Here is a 23,001-nt window from a genome sequence, read left to right on the forward strand (position 1 = left end):
ATCGCTACAGCATGCGAGCATCGCGGCACACGCGACCGGCGAAGTCAGCGTCCGGAAAGTTCGTCCACGGCGGTGCGGACGTCCTCGCTCGTGATCGTGGTCAGGTCGGCCGAGCTGGCCGAGCCACCGCGCGAGGCGTGGGCGGCCAGCCGCACGTCGCGGCGCATGGCCGCGCGCTCGAACAAGGACCTGGCGAAGCGGCCGTTGCCGAGCCCGTCGATCAGCCGCTCCTCGCACACCCAGGCGAAGACCTCGTCGAGGTTGCGCAGCGCGTCCTCGTCGAAGGAGTCGCCGGACTTGTCCGCGAGCAGCACCGCGATCTCGGTCAGCTCGCGCGGCGAGTAGCTGGGGAAGGCCACGCGCTGGTTGAACCGGCTGGCCAGCCCTGGATTGGTGGCCAGGAACGCGTCCATCTCGCGCTCGTAGCCGGCCAGCACGACGACGAGGCGGTCGCGGTCGTCCTCGGCCCGCTTGAGCAGGGTCTGCACGGCCTCCGCGCCGAACGCGTCGCCGCCCTGGTAGCCGGGGTTGACCAGGCTGTAGGCCTCGTCGATGAACAGCACCCCGCCCAGCGCCCGGTCGACGAGCTCGTTGGTCTTGATCGCGGTCGCGCCGAGGTGCTGGCCGACCAGGTCGGCCCGGTGCGCCTCGACCACGTCGGGCCGGGCCAGCAGGCCGAGCGCGGCGAAGATCCGGCCCAGGACCCGGGCCACCGTGGTCTTGCCGGTGCCGGGCGGGCCGGCGAACACGAAGTGCCGCATCTGCTGCGGTGTCGGCAGCCCGCGCTCCTGCCGCATCCGCGCGACCTGCAACTGGGCGGCGATCGCGTGCACCTGCCGCTTGACCGGCGCCAGGCCCGCCATCCTGTCGAGGTCGGCCAGCGCCTCCTCCAGCGTGGGCGTGGCGACGTAGCCGCGGAAGCGCGCGGTCAGCTCAGCGAACGCCTTGGTCACGTCGGGCGTCGTGGTGGTGACCAGATGCTGTGTGGTCGGCGTGCCGCCGGCGCCCACCACGCGTACGTCGCGGGCCTGCGCGGCGGCCTCGACCAGGCTGCGCGCGAACCTGGCGTTGCCCAGCTCGTCGACCAGGCCGCGCCGGTGCACGTCCTCGTAGAGGCCGAGCAGCACCCGGCGGGTCTCCTGGTCCATCGTGTCGCCCCTGCGCCGCTGCAGCAGCTCGGTGACCTCGACCAGCTCGGCGGGGGAGTAGCCGGGGAAGCGCACCCGCGTGGCGAACCGGCTGGCCAGGCCGGGGTTGCTGGACAGGAACCCGCTCATCTCCTGCTCGTAGCCGGCCAGGATGATGATCACTCGGTCGCGGTCGTCCTCGGCCCGCTTGAGCAGGGTCTGCACGGCCTCCGCGCCGAACCTGTCGGGCTGTCCGTCGGAGGAGTTGACCAGCCCGTACGCCTCGTCGATGAACAGCACCCCGCCCAGCGCCCGGTCGACCAGCTCGTTGGTCTTGATCGCGGTCGCGCCCAGGAACTCGCCCACCAGGTCGGCCCGCTGGGCCTCGACCACGTAGGGGGTCTCCAGCAGGCCGAACGCGTAGAAGATCTTGGCGAGGGCGCGGGCCACGCTGGTCTTGCCGGTGCCGGGTGGGCCGACGAACACGAAGTGCCTGGTGGGACGGTCGGCGGTGTAGCCCGCCTCGGCCCGCAGCCGGGACGCCTCGATGGAGGCGGCGATCGAGCGCACCTGCTCCTTGACCGGCGCCAGGCCGACCATGCTCTCCAGCTCGCTGAGTGCCTCCTCGACGGAGATCTGCGGCGGCGCGGCGCTCTTGTCGTGCGGCGACTCCGGCCTGCCCTCGCGCCCCCTGACCCGGACCTGCTCCTCGACCGCGGCGCTCGCCGCCTTGGCCCGGCGCGCCAGCAGGAAGCGGTGGACGAGCACGGCCAGCGCGGCGGCGTATCCCACCCAGACCGAGACGGTGGGGGACAGCGGGGACAGCGCGGCGGCGAGCATGCCCGCGGGGACGAGCGCCGCCAGCGTGGTCACCCACGGCGTGACCCAGCGGATGAGGTGCGCGGTGGCGGCGACGAGGACGGCCAGCCCGACCATGAGATGCACCGCCATGGCGCCGGGCGGATAGAGCGCGGAGAACAGCCACAGCGCCACGACCACCCAGCCCGCGACCACCAGCGAGGTGGCGGCGGCGCGGGGGAAGCGCATGGTCAGCGCGATGAAGGCGAGCGCCAGGAGCACGAGGGGGAAGGTGTTCAGCAGGTCCCAGCCCAGCGCCGCGCCCACTCCCATGGCGGCGACCAGCGCGACCACGTAGAGCACCCGGCGCACGGCCGGCGGAATCTGGAAATAACGCTCTCGCACCTGCTCGAACAGATCCCGCGCTGCGGCCCGCCCCGCGGCCTGGGCCCTGCCGGACTCACGCATCACGCCTCCCCGGTCCGCCCCCGGTTATACCGCACCGGGCCGACTATTGGGCGGTCCTGACACGCTAGGTGGAGGTCACGAAACCGGCTATCTGACGGCCGAGCTCCCCGCCCGCGTCCTCTTGGAGGAAGTGCCCGGCGCCCTTGATCACAGGGTGCACCAAGCCGGACGCCCCCGAGATCGATTTGACCAGAATGGGCGCCATGTCGCTGGTGATCGGATCGCCGTCGGAGAACGCCACCAGGAAAGGCCGGTCGAGCGTCGTGAGGATTTGCCAGGCAGCGCGGTTGGCGGGCGCGGCGGGATCGTCCGGAGTGATCGGGACGAGGCCCGGCATGGCGCGCGGCCCCGCTTTGTATGACTCGTCCGGGAACGGCGCGTCGTACGCCGCCCGGACCTCCGGCGGCAGCTCACTCTTGCAGCCCGCCTGGACGAGCCTGGCGATGTCCAGCACCGGAGCCTTGAGCACCGCTTCCTTGAACCGATGCCAGACCTCGGGCATGGGAATGTCACCCGTGGGCAAGCCCGTGTTGGCCGCCACGATCCTGGCGATCCGCTCGGGGTGCTCGGCGGCGATCCGCAGCCCGATCAGCCCGCCCCAGTCCTGGCCGACGATGGTGACGCCGCTGAGGCCGAGAGCGTCGAAGAGCAGGGCGCGGGTCCACTCGACGTGGCCGGTGTAGGTGTGGTCGGCGATCTCGGCGGGCTTGTCCGAACGGCCGAACCCGACGAAATCGACGGCGATCGCGCGCAGCCCGGCCGCGGCCAGCTCGGTCATGACGTGCCGGTAGAGGAACGACCAGCTCGGCTCGCCGTGCAGCAGCACGACCGGCTCGCCGCCGGCCGGCCCCGCCTCCACGTACGCCATGCGCAGCCCGTCGGCCACGTCGGCGTACCGTGGCTCGAAGGGGAATCCGGGCAGGTCCGCGAACCGATCGTCGGGCGTGCGGAGGAGTTCCATAGAACAAAACTCTAGTCAGCGGCGCTGGTGCCGCCCAGGGAATTCGCCGAGGAGCACCTGTTTGGGTGTGACGCGCAGGACGTCCGAGTCGGCCTGGGCGATGCCCCGTACCTCGACCCAGAAGCGGCGCTGCAGCGGGTCGGCGGCGAACACCGCCACCCGCGGATCCGCCTCGATCGCCTCCCACGCCTCGGTCTCCGCGATCAGCCGCAGCTCGCCCGAGGACGTGACGGACGCGGCCGCGCCCACGACCCTGGGGCCGAGGGAGTCGCCGTAGGACAGGACGATGCTGCGGGCGTAGGAGAAGGTCTGACGTACCTCCGGAGCCAGCGCGACGGACGGCGCGGCGCCCATGGGCAGGTCGCACATGATCAGCGAGGTCCGCCACGGCCCTGGACCGCCCCGCCACCAGGCCCGCAGCGCCCGCGCCACGAACACGATCACCGCGGCGCCCAGCGCGCCGAGCCCGATCCGCCAGGCCCACGCCGAGCCGAGCGCCCCGCCCGCCGCGCACCCGGCGGCGGTCAGCACGAGCAGCCCTGTCGCGGTCAGCAGCCACTTGTCGGCGCGCTGCCGGGTGCGCAGATAGCCGCGCACCATCGGGTACGGCACCGCCATCGCCACCACGGCGGCCTTGGGCTCCACCGCGAGCGCCCCGACCACCAGGGGCAGCAGCACCGACCAGGTCCTGCCGAGCACGATCCAGAGCGTGACGCCGGCGTTCCTCCTCGCGGTGCGCTCGTCCCGGGCCAGTTGCTCCAGCGCCGGCAGCGGCCGGCCGCGCCAGGCCTCCGCCAGCGCGCGCACGCCCGCCAGCGCAGGCCATCCCAGCACGCCGATGCCCGCCAGCCCCGCCCACACCGGATCGAACGCCGACGGCAGCGCCGGCATCGCCGGGAGCAGCAGCCACGCGGCGAACGCGAGCACCGACATTCCGGCGGACACGACGGCCGCGCCCAGCCAGGGGTCCCTGCCGAGCATGGCGGGCACGTACGGCCAGACGCCGACCCGCCGCGCCTGCCTGACCGCGAGCGGCACCAGCAGGACGAGCACCGCGAAGCCGCCGAGCTGCGCCTGGGCGCCCCGGTCGAAGAAGAGCGCGGCCGCCCCGATGGCGGCCGTGGCCACCGCGACCAGCAGCCGGGACTGCCGCGACCACACTTCCAGCGCCCGCCTGGCCCGGCCCGTCTCACGGGGATCCACCGGCCAGGCCGGATCGTGGTGCGGGCGGGGCCGGTCCCAGCGCAGCAGCGCCAGCGCCAGGTTCACCCGGGCCTGCGGGTGGCCGGGGTCGGCGGCCAGCGCGGCCCGGTAGGACCGCGCGGCGTCGGCGTGGTCGCCGCGCAGCAGGGCCAGATCGCCGAGCATGACCTCGGGATCGGCCTCCTCAGGGGCGAACTTCCTGGCCAGCGTGGCCTGCTCGACCGCCTCCTGCCAGCGGCCCGGCATCCGGCGCAGGATCGCGGCCAGGCGCAGCCGGGCCTGCCAGGAACCGCGCGCCAGCGCCACCGCCCGCTCCGCCGCGGGCACCGCGTCGGCGTCGCGGCCCAGCCGCTCGTGGGCGAGACTGATGAGCCGGTACGCCCATTCCGCGCCCGGATCCAGGTCGGCCGCCCGGCGCGCGGCGTCCAGCGCCGACTCGGGACGGCCGGCGTTCAGCCTGGTCAGGGCCTCGGCACACCACTCACGTGAGGACCTATCGGGATAGTTGTCTTTTCTGTCACTTTTGTCGGTCCCCACGTGATCCATGATCGGCTGATGCGTCAATGTTGGATAGGTACCGACATATGGCTGTATCTCTCTAGAGAGGTACGGGCGGTCCCGGATCGGGCGATACCGCTATCACGAGCGCATCGCATACCCTAAGCTGCCACGCAAGCCGGAGCGCGTGAGCCGGGGGCGCCAGAGCTCGAAAGGAGCGAGCGTCGAGCCGCGGCTCGCAAGCGGCCGACCATCAGCACGTGCGGGCCCTGTCAACGGATCGGCCTGCAAGGAGGGCCATGACCGTCACACAGGCCGCACCCCTCGTACGGACTGCCGACCGCGGGCGCAGGGACCACCGCTGGTCCATCCTCGTGCTGCTCTGCCTGAGTTTGCTGCTGATCACGGTCGACGCCACCGTCCTGCACATCGCGGTGCCCGCGCTCACTGCCGCGCTGGAGCCGTCCGCGGTGCAGCTGCTGTGGATCATCGACATCTACTCGCTGGTCGTCGCTCCGCTGCTGATCATGTTCGGCACGCTCGGCGACAGATACGGCCGCAAACGACTGGTCCTGTGTGGCTTCGTGCTGTTCGGCGTGGCCTCGGCGGCGGCGGCGTTCGCCCCGACGCCCCTGACGCTCATCCTGGCCAGGGCGCTGCTCGGCGTCGGCGGCGCGATGATCATGCCGGCCACGCTGTCGCTCATCCGCCAGGTGTTCACCGACCGGCGCGAGCGGGCCATCGCGCTGGGCGTCTGGAGCGCGGTCGCGGCGGCCGGCGCGGCCGTGGGGCCGCTCATCGGCGGCGTGCTCGTCGGCGTCTGGTGGGGCGCCGTCTTCCTGATCAACGTGCCGATCCTGATCGTGTTGCTGCCCGCCGCCGTCCGGCTGCTGCCCGAGTCGCCCGTGCGCAAGGAGCGGCCATGGGACGCCACCAGCGCGGTGCTGTCGGTGCTCGGGATCCTGGCGCTGGCGTTCGGGCTCAAGGAGGCGGGCGCGGGCAGCCTCATGCCGCTGTGGGCCTCCGTTCTGGTGTTCCTGGCCGGGCTGGGCCTGCTGGTCGTGTTCGTACGGCGGCAGACGCGGCTGCGCGTGCCGCTGCTCGAGGTCGGGCTGTTCCGGCGGCGCGAGTTCACCACCGGCGTGGCGGGGGTGCTGCTCGGCGTGTTCGCGCTGGTGGGGCTGCAGCTCATGCTCGCCCAATACCTGCAGCTCGTGCTCGGCGACGCCCCTTTGCGGGCCGCGATCCGGATGCTGCCACTGGTGCTCTCGGCCATCATCGGCGGGCTCGCCGCGGCCCACATCCTGCCCAGGATCGGCATGCGGGCCACGATGAGCGGCGGGCTCGGGCTCGTCGCGCTGGCCCTCACTCCCACCCTGGGCTGGGGCGTCGAGGGCCACCCCGTGATGCTGGCGATCTCCTTCATCGGCATCGGGTTCGGGGTGCAGGTGGCGCTGCTCGCCGCCTCCGACACGATCATGAGCTCGGCGTCGGAGACCCAGGCGGGCGGGGCCGCGGCCATCGAGGAGACCGCGTACGAACTCGGCGCGGGCCTCGGCGTGGCCGTGCTCGGGACGATCACCACGATCGTCTACGCCCCCGGGCTGCCCGCCGTGCCGGGCGTGTCCGCGGGCGGCATGGACAAGGCCAGGCAGTCCCTCGCCGCCGCCGCGCACGTCGCCCACGAGGTCGGCGGCAGCGCGGGCGGCGCGCTGCTCGACGCCGCCCGGTGGGCCTTCGTCAACGCCCTGCACACGACAGTGGTCGTGAGCGTCGTCCTGCTCAGCCTGACCGCCGTCGCGGTGGCCATGCTGCTCAGCCGTGATTGAGGTGTGCCATGTCCCTATCAGGGCAGACAACTACCGTGAAACAGGCCCTCCGTGATCTTGCTGCTTTAGTCGCCCGCGTCGGCGTGGGCGGTATCTTCTTCGCCAATGGCTGGGCCAAGCTGGAAGACGGCCTGAAGATCACCGGGGCGAAGTTTCTCGAGCAGGGCGCGCCCGCACCCGGCGCCTGGGCCACGGTCACCATGCTCGCCGAGCTCATCGGCGGCGCGCTGCTGATCGCCGGGCTGGCGGTCTCCACGACCGGGCTGATCCTGTTCGCCGAGGCTCTGGCGGTGTTCCTGGTGGCGCCGCCGCTCAACCCCATCAGCCTGAACGAGCTGATCCTCCTCGGAGCCGCCTCCCTCCTGCTCGCCGTCGTCGGCGCCGGCCGGGTGTCGGTGGACCACATGGTGGTGATCCGGCGCAGGGAATCGGAGGCGGCGAGCGAGTTCGCCGCCGACACCGAGGCGGACCGGGTCATCGCCTCGCTACGCGCGCCCGACACGCCCGCGGCTCAGGAGGGCGAGCCCGCTCCGGAGGTATCGGCGACGGAGGACACGGCGCCGCATCCGCGGCCGCGCGCGCGGGCCGGCGAGAAGCCACGGGTCACTCCACCGGGCGACGACCCCGCCCCGGCGCCCGTACCCGGTGACACGCTGGTGGCGGGCCGCAAGAAGCCCCCTGCCCGCAGCCGCCGCCCGACCACCGACTGACCACCTCTCCGGCCGGCCGGCTGAACACCCGCCTGACGTGGCGCGGCCGCCGGCATGATGACCGGCGTCCGGCTCACACGGTCGGGACCGCGGTGCGTTTGCGGAGGCGGGTCAGGGTGCCCTGGGTGAGGGCGATGGCGGCGAGGATGACGAGCGCGCCCACCGGCTGGTTCCAGCTGATCGTCTCGCCCAGCACCACTACGCCGGACGCCGCCGCGAACACCGGCAGCAGGTACGTCACCGTCGACGTGGTCGTCACCCCGGCCCGCACCTGCACCCAGTACAGCAGCAGATATGCCAGCCCTGTCCCCAGCCCCCCGAGCGCCGCCAGGCTCCACCACACCTCGGCGGGCGCCCCGAAGTCCACCAGCGGCACCCCGGCCACCAACGTGATCACGGCGAGCTGGACGGTTCCGGTCACCAGTTGCCCGGCGGCCAGCACCACGGCCGGCTCGGGACGGCGTCCGGTGATGAACCGCCCCATGTACGCGCCGCCGACCCCGTAACACATAGCCGCCCCGAAGCAGGCCAGGCTGCCGCCCAGTTGCCCGCCGTCCATCGGCTGCCACACCCCCAGCACCACCATGACCCCGGCGAACCCCAGCCCGAGCCCCGCCACCCGCCCGGAGGTCGCCCGCTCGGCACGCAGCATGAGCGTGAAGGCCAGCGTGCAGAGCGGCGTCGTGGCGTTCCAGATCGAGGCCACGACGGACGAGACGTACTGCTCGCCGTACGCGAAGAGGGTGAAGGGAAGCGTGGTGAGCACCACGGACGCGATGAGGAAGTGTCCCCAGAGGCGGGGGTCGCGGGGGAGCGCCCGCCGGGAGATCACGAGCGCGAGGAGCAGGATGGAGGCCCCGATGGCCATCCGCCCGAAAGACACCTGTAACGGATGCAGCGACCCGACCGCGACCTTGATGAAGAAGAAACTGTTGCCCCAGATGGCCGCCAGCACCAGGAACCCCGGCAGCCATGTCCCCATGGTTTTGCTCCGCACGTACGCCTCCCCGTCGATGAACCATCGAGGAGCGTAGTGGAAAGCGAACCTGGCTCACATGCCTGCGGTGAGCCGGGCGACCACCCGCATCTTGTTCATCGCGTCCAGCGCCGCCACCTTGTACGACTCCGCCAGCGTCGGATAGTTGAACACCGCGTTGACCAGGTAGTCGACGGTCCCGCCGCACCCCATGACCGTCTGCCCGATGTGCACCAGCTCCGTCGCGCCCGTGCCGAACACGTGGACGCCGAGCAGCCGCCGGTCCTCGGCGGAGACGAGCAGCTTGAGCATGCCGTACGAGTCCCCGATGATCTGTCCCCTGGCCAGCTCGCGGTAGCGCGAGATGCCCACCTCGAACGGGATCTTGTCCCGGGTCAGCTCGTCCTCCGACTTCCCGACGAAGCTGATCTCGGGAATCGTGTAGATCCCGATGGGCGGCAGGTCGGCCACCTCCTCGACCGGCTCGCCGCACGCGTGCTGGGCGGCCAGCCGGCCCTGCTCCATCGACGTCGCCGCCAGCGCCGGGAAGCCGATCACGTCCCCGACGGCGTAGATGTGGGGGACGGCCGTGGCGTAGTTGTCGTCCACCGCGATCCGGCCGCGCGCGTCCGCGGCCAGGCCCGCGGCCTCCAGGTGTAGCTCGGCGGTCTTGCCCTGGCGGCCCGCCGAATACATGACGCAGTCGGCGGGGATCTTCTTGCCGCTCTCCAGCAGGGTCAGCGCGCCACCGGGGCGGCGTTCGACGGCGGCGACGTTCTCCCCGAACCTGAAGGTCACGGCCAGGTCGCGCAGGTGGTATTTCAGCGCCTCGACGATCTCCAGGTCGCAGAACTCCAGCATGCGCTCGCGCCGCTCGACCACGGTGACCTTGGTGCCGAGCGCGGCGAACATGGAGGCGTACTCGATGCCGATGACCCCGGCCCCGACCACGACAAGGGTCTCCGGGACCTTTTCGAGGTGCAGGATCGCGTCGGAGTCGATGACCGTCGTGCCGTCGAACTCGACGCTCGACGGGCGGGCGGGGGAGGTGCCGGTGGCGATCACGACCTTCTCGGCGGTGATCTTCTTCTCCGCGTGCTCGTCGTCGCCGGCGATGCCGATCGTGTGCGGGTCCAGGAACCGGCCGGTGCCGTGCAGCACCGTCACGTGGTTGCGGGCCAGCTGGCTGCGGATCACTTGGATCTCCCGGCCGATGACGTGCTGCGTGCGCATGCCGAGGTCGGCGACCGTGATCTCCTCCTTGACGCGGTAGCTGGCGCCGTACAGCTCTCGCTGGTTGAGTCCGGTGAGGTAGAGGACCGCTTCGCGCAGGGTTTTCGAGGGGATCGTGCCCGTGTTGATGCACACGCCGCCGATCATGTGCCGTTTCTCGACTATCGCGACGCGCTTGCCGAGTTTCGCCGCCGCGATCGCGGCCTTCTGCCCACCAGGTCCGGAACCCAGGACCACAACATCAAATTCCGCCACACCGTCCAGTCTGGGGGCGGTATGTCACCAGGGAAAGACCTGTCTGGGAGACTCCGATACATGTTGCGCGCCTTTGCCCAAGTCGATGTCTTCACCGCCACGCCGTACCACGGCAACGCCCTCGCCGTCGTGCTCGACGGCGAAGGGCTGAGCACGGAGGAGATGCAGCGGTTCGCCACGTGGACGAACCTGGCCGAGACCACCTTCCTGCTGCCGCCGGCCACGGCGGAGGCCGACTACCGGGTGCGGATCTTCACGACGGAGACCGAGTTGCCCTTCGCCGGGCACCCGACGCTCGGCTCGTGCCACGCCTGGCTGGAGGCCGGGGGAGCGCCGCGCCGGGACGGCGAGATCGTCCAGGAGTGCGGCGCCGGACTGGTACGCGTGCGCAGGACCGATGAAGGGCTGGCGTTCCAGGCGCCGCCGCTGGTGCGGTCCGGGCCGGTGGACGAGCCGCTCGTGGAGCAGGTCGCCGCCGGGTTCGGGATCGAGCGCGGCGACATCGTGGACGCCCAATGGGCGGACAACGGTCCCGGCTGGGTGGCGGTGCTGCTCGCGGACGCGGAGTCGGTGCTCGCGCTGCGGCCCGGCGCGGTGCCGCACCAGATCGGCGTGGCGGGGCCGTACCCGGCCGGGGCGCCGTACGCCTTCGAGGTGCGGGCGTTCCTCCCCCGCCAAGGCGCCACCGTGGAGGACCCCGTGACGGGCAGCCTGAACGCCTCCCTGGCCCAGTGGCTGCTGCGCACAGGCCGGGCCACGGCCCCCTACGTGGCGAGCCAGGGCACGGCGATGGGGCGCGCGGGACGGATCCACATCTCCACCGACGCCGAGGAGAACGTCTGGGTGGGCGGCTCGGTCGTCACCTGCGTCACCGGCCAGGCCGAACTCTGAGCCGTCATCCGGCCGCACGCGCGGCCCGGCTCAGGCCCCAGCGCGTCGATGGGTGAGGAAGCGCACCTGGTCGCCCGGGCGGAGCTGGGCGGCGGCGGGCAGGTCGGCGGTGCGCACCACGGCGATGACCGGGTAGCCCCCGGTGGGCGGATGATCGGCCAGGAAGACGATCGGCTGGCCGCTCGGCGGCACCTGGATCGCCCCTTCGACCATGCCCTCGCTCGGGAGCTCGCCCTCCTTGGCCCGCGTCAGCTCACGGCCCCGCAGCCGGACGCCCACGCGGTTGCTGTCCTGGCTCACCTCGTACGGCCCCGCGCACAGCGTCGCCAGCGCGTCCGGTACGAACCAGTCGTCGCGCGGTCCCGGCAGCACCCGCAGCACGGCCGGCCCAGGCTCGGGCAGGGGCGCGAGGTCCACCGAGATGACGCCCTCGGGCGGGCCGACGGGCAGCAGCGTGCCCGCGCGCAGCGGCTCGGGCCCCAGCCCGGACAGCGAGTCGGTGGACCGGCTGCCGAGCACCGGCTCGACCGCGATCCCGCCGCGCACGGCCAGATAGGTGCGCAGCCCTCGGGAGGGCGCGCCGAACCGCAGCTCCGTCCCCGCGGGCACCCAGAACGGCATCCCCATCCCGGGCCGCGCCTGCGGAGTCGCGCCGGCCTCCGGGGGTGTGACGGCCTTCGCCGCCAGTGGCGCGCCCGCCAGCGCCGCCCACGCCGCGTTCAGGAACCGCAGCCGCGCCAGGCCGAAGGTCAGCTCGATCCCCGCCAGCCCTTCGGCGTTGCCCACGAGCCGGTTGGCCAGCCGCAGGCTCCCGGCGTCCGCCGCGCCCGAGCGGGGCACCCCCAGGTGGGCGTAGCCCGGCCGCCCCAGGTCCTGGACGGTGGCGTACGGGCCGGGCGCGAGCACCTCGATCATCACGTGTCCATGGCCTCACTCCGTCCGGCGGGCTCGAACCGCACGCGCATGCCGGGACGGAACAGTGACGGCGGGTCGGCGGCCACGTCCCACACCCGCACCGACGTGCGCCCGAGCAGCCGCCACCCGCCCGGCGAGGCCGTCGGATAAACCGCCGAGTACGGTCCCGCGATCGCCACCGATCCTGCGGGCACCGACGTGCGCGGCGTGTCCAGCCTGGGGGTCTCCAGCACCGGATCGAGCCCGGTGAGATAGGCGAACCCCGGCGCGAACCCCAGCCAGCCCACCACCAGCTCCCGCCCGGTGTGCCGGGCGATCACCTCGTCCGCCGGGATCCCCGCCAGTGCCGCCACGGAATCGAGATCCGCGCCGTCATAGACCACGGGAATCGTCACGACCGCGTCCTCGGCCGGCTCGCGGGCGCCGTCCCCGCCCCGCTCCCTGGCGACGATCTCCGCCAGCCGCGCCCGCAGCCGCGCCCGGTCCGCTCCAGGGGCCACCACGAGAACGGTCTCGGGCCCCGGCACGATCTCCTCGACCCCCGCGGGCCAGTCCTCCCGCAGCACCGCGTCCAGCCGGTGGGACAGCGCCAGCGAGCCCGTCTCCACGAGCAGCCCGTGCTCCCCGGCCATCCGGATCACGTGAACGCCTGCAGGACCACTCCGGCCGCCAGCAACGCGTCCCGCACCCCCTGCGCCAGCCGGACGGCGTCAGGCGTGTCTCCGTGGACGCAGATGGAACGGGCGGAAACGGGGACGGAACTGCCGTCCACGGCCGTCACAGAGCCTTCGACGGCCATCTGGCGGGCACGGGCGGTCACCACCGCCACGTCATGGATCACGGCGCCGGGCTCCCGGCGCGAGAGGAGCGTCCCGGCGGGCGTATAGGCCCGGTCCGCGAACGCCTCGCTCACCGTCGGCACGCCCTCGGCCGCCGCCACCCGGTGCACGACGGAGCCCGGCAGCGTGAGCACCGGCAGCGAGGGGTCGTAGTCGGCCACCGCGTCGATCACCGCCGCCGCCTGGACCTCGTCGCGGCAGATCCGGTTGTAGAGCGCGCCGTGCGGCTTGACGTAGGAGACCCGGCCGCCCATCGCCCTGGCGATCCCGTCCACGGCCGCGAGCTGGTAGAGGACCTCGGCGCACAGCTCCTCCGGCTCGGCCTCCATCTCCCGGCGCCCGAAGTGCGCCAGGTCGCGGTAGGACACCTGCGCGCCGATCGCCACGCCCCGGTCGACGGCCGCGGCGCACGTGCGCCTGATCGTCACGGGGTCGCCCGCGTGGAACCCGCAGGCCACGTTGGCGCTCGTGACGATGTCGAGCAGCGCCAGGTCGTCGCCGAGACGCCAGATGCCGAAGCCCTCACCCAGGTCCGCGTTGAGGTCGATCACCATGGCTGTAGAGGTTATCTCGGCGCGACGAACAGCGTCTGCGTCGCCGTGCCGACCTCGCCCTTCTCGTCGTACAGGGTGGAGCGGGTCAGGCCCCTGCCGGACGGGCCGATGACGGTGGCGGCGTCCATGCAGACCCACTCGCCCTCGGGGGCGCGGAACAGCGAGATCGTCAGGTCCACGTTCACGAACACGTGCGTGGCGAAGTCGACGGCGAAGCTGACGCCGTTGCCGCTGTCGGCGAACACCGCCACCCGCTCGAGCGGGGTCATCTCCTCGCCTTCGACCAAGGGGATCGTCAGCCTGCCCCACACCGTGGCCGGGCCGATCTCCATGGGTCCGCCGGTGACGAAACGCCAGTCGAGCGCCTTGCCGTACCCGAATCCGGAGCCCAGCCACGAGCTCGCGTGCTCCTCCGTACGCCGCGGGACGGGGGCGGGCGGCCCCGGGACGGGAGTGGCGGGCGTGCCGGCCTCGCGGATGCGCCAGGCGCTCGCCCTGGCGTATTCGCGGCCGCCGGAGGTGACGCTCGCCGACAGGCACTGCACCCGCTTGCCGTCGCGGGTCACGTCGGTCTCGATCTCCAGCTCGGCCACCGGCACCGGCGCGAACACGTCCACCGCGAGCCTGGACAGCTCCAGCCCCGGCCGCGGGGCGGTCCTGGCCAGCTCGTGGACGATCAGCGCGGTGACCGGACCCATGTGCTGGGTCCCCGGATCCCAGGGACCCTGCGTGTGCTCCGACGCCAGATAGCGGCCCTCGGCCAGGCGGGCGTACATCGACATAGAACTAAATTCTAGGGTGGGCCGCGTTCTGGCGGGGCGCGCGCGTGAGGCTAGATCTCGTCGGGGATGTCGGCGATGTCGTCCAGGGCCGCGGCCAGCTCGTCCGGGTCGCCGCCGATCCGCTCGGCGATCTCGATCAGCACGTGCAGCACGTCGTGCCGGTCGTGGCCGAGGTCGAGCAGCCGCTGCGCGGCCTCCCACAGCTGCGGCGGGTCGCCCTCCCACAGCCGGGTGGCGATCTCCTCGTGCCAGGCCAGGTGCTCCTGGTCGATCGCGCCGCCGTGGTCGATCTCGAGCAGCGTACGCCGGTCGGCCTCGTCGGCCGGGTTGAGCCGGTCCAGCTCGATGCCGTTGTGCGTGCCCTGCAGGTAGGGGAAGGCGAAGACCCTCCTGGCCAGCGCCGACAGGTCGCCGTCCGGCAGCAGCCGCTCCAGCAGCGGCCGGTCCAGGCCGAACGACGTCGGATCCCGGTAGGCCTCGGGGAACTTGCCCGTGGCCTCCCACACCGCGTCCAGCGTCGCCTTGAGCCCCTGCTCGGGCAGCCCCGTGCGCCGGGCGGCGAAGCGCACCCACGCCGACAGCACGTGCGGCATCGCCTCCTGCTCGGCCACGCTCAGCATCACCTTGCGCGGCAGCCAGTCGAGCAGGAACGTCTCGCACTTGGTCGGGCTGACCCGCATCGGCCGGTTGAAGTCCTGCTCGCAGCCGTAGTCGATGATGTGATCGGCGCACCGCGAGGCCGCCGACGGATCCGACAGGTGCTCGGCCGCGTCCGACGCCAGGAACTCCGCCGCCAGCATGGCCCGCCGCTCGCGGCTGTAGGGGGCCTCGATGTGCAGCGGGGCGGGACGCTTGCGGCCCGGCGGCAACGCCTTGAGGCGGGCACGGGCGAAGGCGTGGTAGGCGCTGTAGCTGTCGCTCACCGGGGGCGGCGTCTTCGGCTCCATGGTGGCCTTCATGGCCGAGTCCAGCAGCGCTCTGGCCTGCTCGGGCTGGATCTCCTCGAACAGCAGCATCGGGTTGCCCGCCGCCTCGGCCCTGGCCTGCTCCAGCAGCTTGTCGACCTGCGAGGACACCCAGGCGTCGCGCGCCATGCCGGTCATGTTGTAGTCGACGACCATGACCAGCGCGTGCCGCTCCCGCGGCTGGGATGTCTCGTTCCAGCGGTAGTCGAAGGTGCAGATCACCGTGTCCTGGTCGCCGTAGGCGTCCCGGGAGACGTAGCAGCCGGTGGGCTTGACGGCGCCGACCTTGTCGGCCCATCCGGGCCTGGCCACCCCCGACTCCATCATCGCCAGCGCCGCGCCCTCGGCCTTGGCGCCCTGGCGGGCCGTGCCGAGATAGGCCAGGCAGATCAGCAACGTGAGCGATGCCGGGGTGCCGGCCTTGGCGGCGTAGTCGACCAGCCCCTCCCCGAGCACCTGCTCCACGTCGCCGCCCCTGACCCGCCTGCCCCACCAGGCGCCGATCATGTCGGAGACCATCAGCTCCGCGTCGAGAGGGCTGCGTACGGCCAGCAGCTCGCGAGCCGCCTGCACCATCTCCTTGAACACGTCGTCTGGCGGGGTGCTCTCCCGGGGATCTCGTCGGTGTCGGCGCACACCCTCACTCTCTCGTATTCCAGGCGCAAACGGTGCGAGAACTGGGCCTGGTAACCCCGATGTTATCGGTGATTTCGCCGCGGAGACCCCGGCTCAGCGGGGATTTCGCGGCGGCGGCGCGGAATTCACGATCGCGAGCAGGCGCTCGCGTGCGATGCGTTCCACGATCTCGGGCGTCGCTGAGATGCCCAGATGCTGTGCACACGCGCACACGTCGGCCACGCAGCGGTCGATCGTGTCCACGGGTACAGTCAGGAACTCTTCGGCCAGCCTGAGACTGACCGGCTCCCGCAGGAACCGTGTGGCCAGAGCGAGCATAGATGTCAGATTCCTCTGGAGACCGAGGGGCAAACCCCTAGGAATGTCTGCAGGGCGACTTGCGCTCTCATTTCACCTTTTCTCCGGCTCGTGTCAAGCCTCCACGGCGACTGTGTTCACTTCACCCGGTGCCCATTCATGCGAAGCTGTCTCCATGCGCATCCAGCTCGCCCAGCGGAGCGAGGCAGACGAGCTCCTCGGCCGCAGCCCGCTCGCCCTGCTCGTCGGCATGCTGCTCGACCAGCAGATCCCCCTGGAATGGGCGTTCACGGGGCCTTACACCATCTCGCAGCGGCTCGGCCATGACCTGACCGCGGAGGAGATCGCCTCGTATGATCCTGAGGCGTTCGCCGCGCTGCTCGCCGAGAAGCCGGCCGTGCACCGCTACCCCAAGTCTATGGCGGCAAGGGTCCAGCAGCTCGCGGCCTACCTCGTCGAGCACTACGACGGGCGGCCCGAAAAGATCTGGGCAGAGGCCGCGGACGGCAAAGAGGTGTTGAAACGACTCATGGCCCTTCCGGGATACGGCAAGCAGAAGGCCCAGATTTTTTTGGCATTGCTGGGGAAACAGTTGGGGGCCCAGCCTTCAGGCTGGCGTGAGGCAGCGGGACCCTACGGTGAGGAGGGGTCACACCGGTCGGTCGCCGACGTGGTCGACGCCGAAAGCCTGGTCCGGGTGCGTGCCGCCAAGCAGGAGGCCAAGCGCGCGGCGAAGGCTCAATAGCTGCGCTATAACCTGATCTTGCTGCGCGACGTGGAGCGATTTTGACAGGATGCGTTGACCTTAGAGGCGACAGGGCGGCGGCAGGGGCTTCCGTCCGCACATGCCCATCGCCGATGATGTACTGCAGGATCCGGTCGCCCGGAGCTGCGCTACGACGATACACAGTTATGGAGATGTGCCGCGTGGGAGACCCTGGCACGCGACGGAGGTGCCGACCATGAGCGCCGAGACCTCCGTTCCCCGTCCCCGGGAGTCGGATGTGGACATCTCAGACTCCGCCCTCTTCCAGGGCATGCTGTCGGAGGCCGAGTTCGCCTTCGCGTTCTTCGACGGCGATGGCCGCCTCCAGCGGGTCAACGACGTGTTCTGCGACGTCGTCGGCGTGCCCGCGGACCGCATGATCGGCAGGCAGCCCGTCGAGGTGCTCGCCCCCGATCTGAGCCAGATGATGACCCACGCCGTCCAGGCCGTCTCGGAGACCGACGCGCCGGTCACCGAGAGCCGCGTGCGCGTGCGGTCTCCTGAGGGCGACACCAGGCACTGGTCGCTGTCGTTCTCGCCGATCCACGACGACTCCGGGGAGCTGCGGGCGATCGCGCTGGTCGGGCTCGACGTGACCGAGAGCCGCCAGACCGAGGAGGCGCTGCGCCGCAGCGAGGAGCGCTACCGTTCGCTCGTCGAGGCGCAGTCGCAGCTCGTCTGGATCACCTCGCCGACCGGCGCCGTGGTCGAGGACGCCCCGCAGTGGCGCGCCATCACCGGGCAGGGCCTGGAGGAATACCTGGCCAGCGGCTGGCTGGAGGTCGTCCACCCCGATGAGCGCCAGCAGACCGAGGAGGCCTGGCGGGAGGCGCTGCGCGGGCGGACCATGTTCGAGTGGAACTACCGGGTGCGCACCCGGGCCAGCGGCTACCGCCACTTCGAGGTGCGGGCCGTGCCGATCATCAGGCACGGCAGGGTGGTCGAGTGGGTCGGCGCCAACACCGACGTGACCCCGCAGCGCGAGGCCGAGGAGATGCGCGGCAGGCTGACCGACCAGCTCGGCGCCGCCGCTCTGCGCACCGCCAGGCTGCAGGGCGCCACCGCCATACTGGCCGAGGCTCTGACGGTCGAGCAGGTGGTGCAGGTCATCATCGACGTGGGCCGCACCGCCCTGGCCGCGGACCGCTCGGCGGTGGCGCTGCTCGACACCGATCGCGCGGCGCTCAAGCTGATCAACGGCGAGGGCATCCCCGAGGCGTCCGGCGCCTTCGGCGAGGAGATCCCGCTGTCCAGCTCCAGCGTGATGACCATGGCCGTCAACAGCCGCAGGCCCGTGTTCGCCGAGTCGCCGGAGAGCCTGAAGGCGCAGCTGCTCGACGCGGGCGGCGACGAGGAGGTCCTGGCCAACTACCTCGCCAACAGCGACGAACGGGCCTGGGTGGGGCTGCCGCTGCTGGCCGCAGGGCGGGCGCTGGGCGCGCTCCGGTTCTCCTTCACCAGGCCGCAGAAGATCTCCCAGGAGGACGGCGTCTTCCTGGAAGCGCTGGCCGGCCAGTGCGCGCTGGCGGTCGAGCGGGCCACGCTGTTCGAGCGTGAGCACCGCACCGCCGAGACGCTGCAGCGCAGCCTGCTGCCCGACCGCCTGCCCGTGGTCAAGGGGCTGGTGCTGGCCCAGCGCTTCCGTTCGGGCAGCCGCCACGTGCAGGTCGGCGGCGACTGGTACGACGCGTTCGTGCTGCAGGACGGGCGGGTCGCGGCCGTCGTCGGCGACGTCATGGGCAAGGGCGTCAAGGCCGCGGCGGGCATGGGCCGCATCCGCAACGCCATGCGGGCGCTGGCGCTGACCAACCCGCCGCCCGCGGCCGTGCTCACCGGGCTGGACCGGGTCTTCGAGGCCACCGAAGAGGAAGAGCAGGTCACGACCCTGGCCTACATGGTCGTCGAGCCCGTCACCGGTGAGGGCACGCTGGCCCTGGCCGGCCACCCGCCACCCGTGCTGGTCTCGCCTCAGGGCACGGCGATCCTGTGTGACGCACAGCCGGGGACTCCGCTAGGCTGGCCGACCAGCCGCAGGCAGTTCCGGTTCGTGGTGCCGCCCGGCCATACCGCCGTGCTCTACTCCGACGGACTCGTCGAAAACCGGAAGCGCGGGCTGGATGCCGGACTCGCCGAGATTTGCAATGTCGTGAACGAAGCGCCGCCTGAGGTCGTGAGCAGTCCGCACATGTTGCTGGACTTCTTGGTTGACCGGATGCTGTCTGGATATGAACAGGATGATGACGTTACCGCGCTCGCTATTCACGTTCCGCCAGCTACGAAGAGTGACTGAATGAAACAGTCATAACGGTTGCTTTCGGGTATCGGTGGCGCGCTTACGTACGCACTACTGTCTCGGTCGGCCTAGGGTGGAGGTCAACCGCCGGGAGGTGGCCGTATGGAGTGCGGGGTCGTGCCACAATGCTGTGCAGGTCCGTCGCGGTCCGCACGGCCTCACCGATCTCCGAGAGAGGCAACAGCCCCCCAGCGGGTTTTTGGGTCCATTGTCGCCACGCGTTCGTTCGAGAGGTGTTCGTGTCGCCTGCAAGTTCGACTCGCTCGAAGCCACAAGAGCTGAACGAGCCCGTCATTCAGCGACTGCTCGAGCGTGGGCGCTCGCAGGGTTTCCTCGAGTCTGAGGATGTCCGTCAGGCCTTCGAGGAGGCGGACATCCCCATGTCGCACGCCGCCGCGTTCTTGCGGAACCTCAGCAAAGAGGGCGTGACCGTGGTGGTGACCGCCGCGGATTCGGCTGCGCCGAAGAAGTCTCGTCCAGCAAAGCGCCGCACTGCCGCCCCCGTCAAGACCAAGACGGCGGCGGCCGCCAAAGAGCAGCAGCCCGAGACCGTGACCGCGGTCGTGGGCGCAGCTGAAGCCGAGCCGGCCGCCAAGAAGGCGGCCCCTGCCAAGAAGGCCGCCCCGGCGGCCAAGAAGGCCGCGGCTCCGGCCGCCGCCAAGAAGGCCGAGCCGAAGAACGCTGGGCCTGCAGAGACCAAGCCGAAGGCACCCGAGGCCCCGCGGGCCGATACGGACGACGACGAGGACATCGAGCTCGACGGCGACGTCGTGCTGGAGGACCTCGAGGACATCGACGTCGACGACGAGGTGATCGTCGCCGAGGCCGACTCCGAGTCCGAGGGTGACTCCGACACCGATGACGACTCCGAGGAGGAGCCCAAGCCCTCCGAGGTCGTGGTGGCGGACAAGACCGAGGACGAGGTCCTCATCCTGTCCGACGACGACGATGACGCCCCGGTCGCGCAGGTCGCCGCCGCCGGCGCCACCGCCGACCCGGTCAAGGACTACCTCAAGCAGATCGGCAAGGTCCCCCTGCTCAATGCCGAGCAGGAGGTCGAGCTGGCCAAGCGCATCGAGGCGGGCCTGTTCGCCGAGGAGCAGCTGGGCGCGCCCGAGGCCGAAGGGCTGCCGGTCGACGTCAGGGCCGAGCTGGAATGGATCGCCGAGGACGGCCGCCGGGCGAAGAATCACCTGCTGGAGGCCAACCTCCGGCTCGTGGTCTCGCTGGCCAAGCGCTACACCGGCCGCGGCATGCTGTTCCTCGACCTGATCCAGGAAGGCAACCTGGGCCTGATCAGGGCTGTCGAGAAGTTCGACTACACCAAGGGCTACAAGTTCTCCACCTACGCCACGTGGTGGATCCGGCAGGCGATCACGCGTGCCATGGCCGACCAGGCGCGGACCATCCGCATCCCGGTCCACATGGTCGAAGTGATCAACAAGCTGGCCCGTGTCCAGCGGCAGATGCTGCAGGACCTGGGCCGCGAGCCCACGCCGGAAGAGCTGGCCCGCGAGCTGGACATGACGCCCGAGAAGGTCGTCGAGGTCCAGAAATACGGGCGCGAGCCCATCTCCCTCCACACGCCGCTGGGCGAGGAGGGTGACAGCGAGTTCGGTGACCTCATCGAGGACTCCGAGGCCATCGTGCCGGCCGACGCCGTCAGCTTCACGCTGCTGCAGGAGCAGCTGCACTCCGTTCTCGACACGTTGTCGGAGCGAGAGGCGGGCGTCGTCTCGATGCGCTTCGGGCTCACCGACGGTCAGCCGAAGACGCTGGACGAGATCGGCAAGGTTTACGGGGTGACCCGGGAGCGCATTCGCCAGATCGAGTCCAAGACCATGTCCAAGCTGCGTCACCCGTCCCGCTCGCAGGTGCTGCGGGACTACCTGGACTGAGTCTGCCGCTCTTCTGCCGAGCCCCGCACGGAATTCGTTCCGTGCGGGGCTCGGTGTTTTGGGGGTGTCCGGCCTTCTAGGGCGTCGTGCACGTCCAGCGCCGGCGCATGTTCCTAAGCGACGTGCACGTCTAGCGTCCAGGGACGGTTTGCGCGAGACGGGGACTCCAGGTTGACGGTGTAGCCCAAGGCGTCCAGGGTCTTGGCCAGCTCGTCCGCGGTTGACGGGGCGGTGTCCTGCCGCAGGAGTGCTCGGGCGATCTCGCCCCGGGTGGCCTTGGCCATGTGGCTGACGACCTTGCCGTCCCTGAACACCCGCACCGTCACCGAACGCGCCCCTGGCGGCCAGGCGGCCGCGTACGTGGCCGAGCGGAGATCCACCACCAGCCCCGGGAGCCGGTCCAGCTCCTTGGCGATCTGGGGACGCCAGAACGCGGCCAGCCCGCCGAGAGGCGGCAGGTTGACGCTCATCGAGAGCCGGTAGGGCGGGATCCGGTCCGTGATCCGCAACACACCCCACAGGCCCGAGAAGATCAGCACCGACTCCTCCGCCCGGCTCCTGGCCTCGTCCTCCAATGTGCTCAGGCCGAGGTTGTCGTAGAGGACGCCGGTGTAGAGGCCGGCGGCGGGAAGCGTGGGGGCGGTCTTGATCGCCGCGTTCTTGGCCGTCTCGCCCGCCAGACCGGGCGTCAGGCCCAGCACGTCCAAGGCGTCGCGGCGCTTGGACGCCCGGATGAGCGCGGTCATCACCCGTTTGCGGGCCCGGTCGAGCGAGGAGAAGGACAATTCTCCGACAGGCGGGCCATCTCCTTCAGCGGCCTTCCCCTCGGACGGCGGCAACAAAATCAACACGCCCTCACCCTATTGGCCCTGGCCAGTGGCTTTCCCGCCGCACGTGGCCCCGACGCTCCGCGTCGAGGACACCCCTTTTTCTTCTTTACGGCGGTGCCAAGTGGGCACCACCCACCGACCGGGGCCGGGCTCTGTCCAGGGTGACGCTTACCGGGTGGGCGTGGCCGAGCGCCGTGACGGCGTCACCTGGGCCGGCCGCTCCGCCTACTCGGTGGCCGTTTGCGCAGGTCGGCTAGGCTTTCGCGGATGGATTTCGATCTGCTTTTCCATGAGGCCTGGCCCGCCTGCGAGCGGCGTGTTCACGATGGCTGGGTGCTGCGTTACGCGGGAGGCGTCACCAAGCGGGCCAACTCCGTGCTCGCCTTGAACCGTCCCGCTGACCTGGACGGCGCCATCGAGTCGGCTGAGGCGTTCTATCGCGAGCATGGGCAGCGCTGTGTCTTCTCCATGGGGCCGAAGGCCGCGCCGGGTCTGGACGCGGAGCTGGAGCGGCGGGGCTATGAGCTGGTCGACCCGACGGTCGTCATGGTCGCCTCGTCCGATCATGCCGGCGACGGCGACGGCGACGGCGACGGCGTGGGCCGGGTCAGGGTCGAGGCGCGGCCGTGGCCGGGGTGGATGGAGACGTGGTGGGCCGTGGACGGGCGGTATGGGGATGGTTACGAGGTCGCGGAGCGCATCTGCACCGGCGTGCCGGCCTGGTACGGCGCCGTTGAGGAGGACGGCGTGGCGCTTGCCGTCGGGCGGGCGGTCCCGCAGGGGGACACGCTCGGGATCTACTGCATGGCCACACGTCCAGAGGCCCGCCGGCGGGGACTGGCCCGTGCGGTCTTGCGGGCCCTGGTGCGGCATGCGGGCGTGGGGTCCGCGTACTTGTGCGTCACCGCGGCCAACGAGGCTGCGCAGGCGTTGTATCAGAGCGAGGGGTTCGAGGTCGTGGGCCGGTATCACTATCGGGTGCGTTGACCGGCGATGTTCGCGGGTTGTCTCGTGGATCCGGCTGCGGGAACGGGCCGTCCAGGGCGGCCCATCAGGTCGAAGGCAGGGGATCGCTCCTTTCAGGGAGCGGGGAATGTCGGGCAGGGAAGGCGCTCCAGTGCCTGAGTGTGCTTTGAGCCGCAGGACCGTGCGGGTTCCGGCGAACACTGATGTTATAAGAACACGATGGTTATACTGATCGTGTGTCTCGTCAGGTGCGTACTTCCCCCGGTGCGGCCTACGACTTGGGCTACCACGTGGTGTGGTGCCCCAAGTAT

The 23,001-nt window shown here is 71.1% G+C and carries 19 protein-coding genes and 1 pseudogene; 8 read left to right on the forward strand and 12 right to left on the reverse strand.

Annotated elements, in window-relative coordinates; all coding sequences use genetic code 11:
* Nucleotides 1-44 precede the first annotated feature (44 nt).
* The 3 genes from ACTMTI_RS46625 to ACTMTI_RS46635 form a co-directional block, all read right to left on the reverse strand.
* The gene (locus ACTMTI_RS46625) at nucleotides 45-2,393 is read right to left on the reverse strand and encodes an AAA family ATPase (RefSeq protein ID WP_441127294.1); all 2,349 of its coding nucleotides are present in this window, start codon (nucleotides 2,391-2,393) and stop codon (nucleotides 45-47) included.
* 64 nt (nucleotides 2,394-2,457) lie between these two features.
* Entirely contained in the window at nucleotides 2,458-3,354 is an 897-nt protein-coding gene (locus ACTMTI_RS46630; protein ID WP_441127295.1) for a haloalkane dehalogenase, read from the reverse strand.
* 15 nt (nucleotides 3,355-3,369) lie between these two features.
* Nucleotides 3,370-5,094, reverse strand: coding sequence for a tetratricopeptide repeat protein (locus ACTMTI_RS46635; protein ID WP_441127296.1), 1,725 nt, complete (start codon nucleotides 5,092-5,094; stop codon nucleotides 3,370-3,372).
* 260 nt (nucleotides 5,095-5,354) lie between these two features.
* Here ACTMTI_RS46635 and ACTMTI_RS46640 point away from each other — a divergent pair, with 260 nt between their 5' ends.
* A complete protein-coding gene (locus tag ACTMTI_RS46640) occupies nucleotides 5,355-6,884 on the forward strand; it encodes an MFS transporter (RefSeq protein WP_441127297.1) in 1,530 nt (509 codons plus the stop codon).
* A gap of 35 nt (nucleotides 6,885-6,919) precedes the next feature.
* Entirely contained in the window at nucleotides 6,920-7,594 is a 675-nt protein-coding gene (locus tag ACTMTI_RS46645; RefSeq protein WP_441127298.1) for a DoxX family protein, read from the forward strand.
* 73 nt (nucleotides 7,595-7,667) lie between these two features.
* On the opposite strand, the gene ACTMTI_RS46650 is transcribed toward ACTMTI_RS46645, so the two are convergent.
* Complete coding sequence (locus ACTMTI_RS46650) at nucleotides 7,668-8,576, reverse strand: DMT family transporter (RefSeq protein ID WP_441127299.1); 909 nt, start codon at nucleotides 8,574-8,576, stop codon at nucleotides 7,668-7,670.
* A 69-nt stretch (nucleotides 8,577-8,645) separates the two neighbouring features.
* Nucleotides 8,646-10,058 (reverse strand): Si-specific NAD(P)(+) transhydrogenase, encoded by a 1,413-nt coding sequence (sthA, locus tag ACTMTI_RS46655; protein ID WP_441127300.1) that lies wholly within the window; start codon nucleotides 10,056-10,058, stop codon nucleotides 8,646-8,648.
* A 60-nt stretch (nucleotides 10,059-10,118) separates the two neighbouring features.
* Here sthA and ACTMTI_RS46660 point away from each other — a divergent pair, with 60 nt between their 5' ends.
* Complete coding sequence (locus ACTMTI_RS46660) at nucleotides 10,119-10,949, forward strand: PhzF family phenazine biosynthesis protein (RefSeq protein ID WP_441127301.1); 831 nt, start codon at nucleotides 10,119-10,121, stop codon at nucleotides 10,947-10,949.
* Between the two features lie 30 nt (nucleotides 10,950-10,979).
* Here ACTMTI_RS46660 and ACTMTI_RS46665 read toward each other — a convergent pair whose 3' ends face one another.
* The 6 genes from ACTMTI_RS46665 to ACTMTI_RS46690 form a co-directional block, all read right to left on the reverse strand.
* On the reverse strand, nucleotides 10,980-11,864 hold the full coding sequence (locus ACTMTI_RS46665; protein WP_441127302.1) for a biotin-dependent carboxyltransferase family protein: 885 nt from the start codon (nucleotides 11,862-11,864) through the stop codon (nucleotides 10,980-10,982).
* Nucleotides 11,864-12,496 (reverse strand): 5-oxoprolinase subunit B family protein, encoded by a 633-nt coding sequence (locus tag ACTMTI_RS46670; protein WP_441127313.1) that lies wholly within the window; start codon nucleotides 12,494-12,496, stop codon nucleotides 11,864-11,866. The genes ACTMTI_RS46665 and ACTMTI_RS46670 overlap by 1 nt, the downstream gene beginning before the upstream one ends.
* Before the next feature lie 5 nt (nucleotides 12,497-12,501).
* Nucleotides 12,502-13,257, reverse strand: a complete 756-nt coding sequence (locus ACTMTI_RS46675; RefSeq protein WP_441127303.1) for a LamB/YcsF family protein — start codon at nucleotides 13,255-13,257, stop codon at nucleotides 12,502-12,504.
* A gap of 11 nt (nucleotides 13,258-13,268) precedes the next feature.
* On the reverse strand, nucleotides 13,269-14,039 hold the full coding sequence (locus tag ACTMTI_RS46680; protein ID WP_441127304.1) for a thioesterase family protein: 771 nt from the start codon (nucleotides 14,037-14,039) through the stop codon (nucleotides 13,269-13,271).
* A 50-nt stretch (nucleotides 14,040-14,089) separates the two neighbouring features.
* Nucleotides 14,090-15,580 (reverse strand): hypothetical protein, encoded by a 1,491-nt coding sequence (locus ACTMTI_RS46685; protein ID WP_441127314.1) that lies wholly within the window; start codon nucleotides 15,578-15,580, stop codon nucleotides 14,090-14,092.
* A gap of 153 nt (nucleotides 15,581-15,733) precedes the next feature.
* Nucleotides 15,734-15,958, reverse strand: a complete 225-nt coding sequence (locus ACTMTI_RS46690; protein WP_441127305.1) for a hypothetical protein — start codon at nucleotides 15,956-15,958, stop codon at nucleotides 15,734-15,736.
* A gap of 154 nt (nucleotides 15,959-16,112) precedes the next feature.
* On the opposite strand from ACTMTI_RS46690, the gene ACTMTI_RS46695 reads away from it, so the two are divergent.
* The 3 genes from ACTMTI_RS46695 to ACTMTI_RS46705 all read left to right on the forward strand — a co-directional run bounded on the left by ACTMTI_RS46695 (nucleotide 16,113) and on the right by ACTMTI_RS46705 (nucleotide 20,894).
* Nucleotides 16,113-16,682: an HhH-GPD-type base excision DNA repair protein gene (locus ACTMTI_RS46695; RefSeq protein ID WP_441127306.1), complete on the forward strand. Its 570-nt coding sequence runs from the start codon at nucleotides 16,113-16,115 to the stop codon at nucleotides 16,680-16,682.
* A 217-nt stretch (nucleotides 16,683-16,899) separates the two neighbouring features.
* Nucleotides 16,900-18,993, forward strand: coding sequence for a SpoIIE family protein phosphatase (locus ACTMTI_RS46700; protein WP_441127307.1), 2,094 nt, complete (start codon nucleotides 16,900-16,902; stop codon nucleotides 18,991-18,993).
* 242 nt (nucleotides 18,994-19,235) lie between these two features.
* Complete coding sequence (locus ACTMTI_RS46705) at nucleotides 19,236-20,894, forward strand: RNA polymerase sigma factor (RefSeq protein WP_441127308.1); 1,659 nt, start codon at nucleotides 19,236-19,238, stop codon at nucleotides 20,892-20,894.
* 113 nt (nucleotides 20,895-21,007) lie between these two features.
* On the opposite strand, the gene ACTMTI_RS46710 is transcribed toward ACTMTI_RS46705, so the two are convergent.
* Nucleotides 21,008-21,745 carry a YaaA family protein gene (locus tag ACTMTI_RS46710; protein WP_441127309.1) on the reverse strand — a complete coding sequence of 246 codons (738 nt, stop codon included), beginning with the start codon at nucleotides 21,743-21,745 and terminating at the stop codon, nucleotides 21,008-21,010.
* A 246-nt stretch (nucleotides 21,746-21,991) separates the two neighbouring features.
* Between ACTMTI_RS46710 and ACTMTI_RS46715 the strand changes: the two genes are divergently transcribed.
* Together ACTMTI_RS46715 and ACTMTI_RS46720 are read left to right on the forward strand one after the other, a co-directional pair.
* Nucleotides 21,992-22,711 carry a GNAT family N-acetyltransferase gene (locus tag ACTMTI_RS46715; protein ID WP_441127310.1) on the forward strand — a complete coding sequence of 240 codons (720 nt, stop codon included), beginning with the start codon at nucleotides 21,992-21,994 and terminating at the stop codon, nucleotides 22,709-22,711.
* A 227-nt stretch (nucleotides 22,712-22,938) separates the two neighbouring features.
* Nucleotides 22,939-23,001, forward strand: a pseudogene (locus ACTMTI_RS46720) (IS200/IS605 family transposase); the annotation flags it as partial.

Source organism: Nonomuraea sp. H19 (genome assembly GCF_052068215.1).
Lineage (GTDB): Bacteria > Actinomycetota > Actinomycetes > Streptosporangiales > Streptosporangiaceae > Nonomuraea.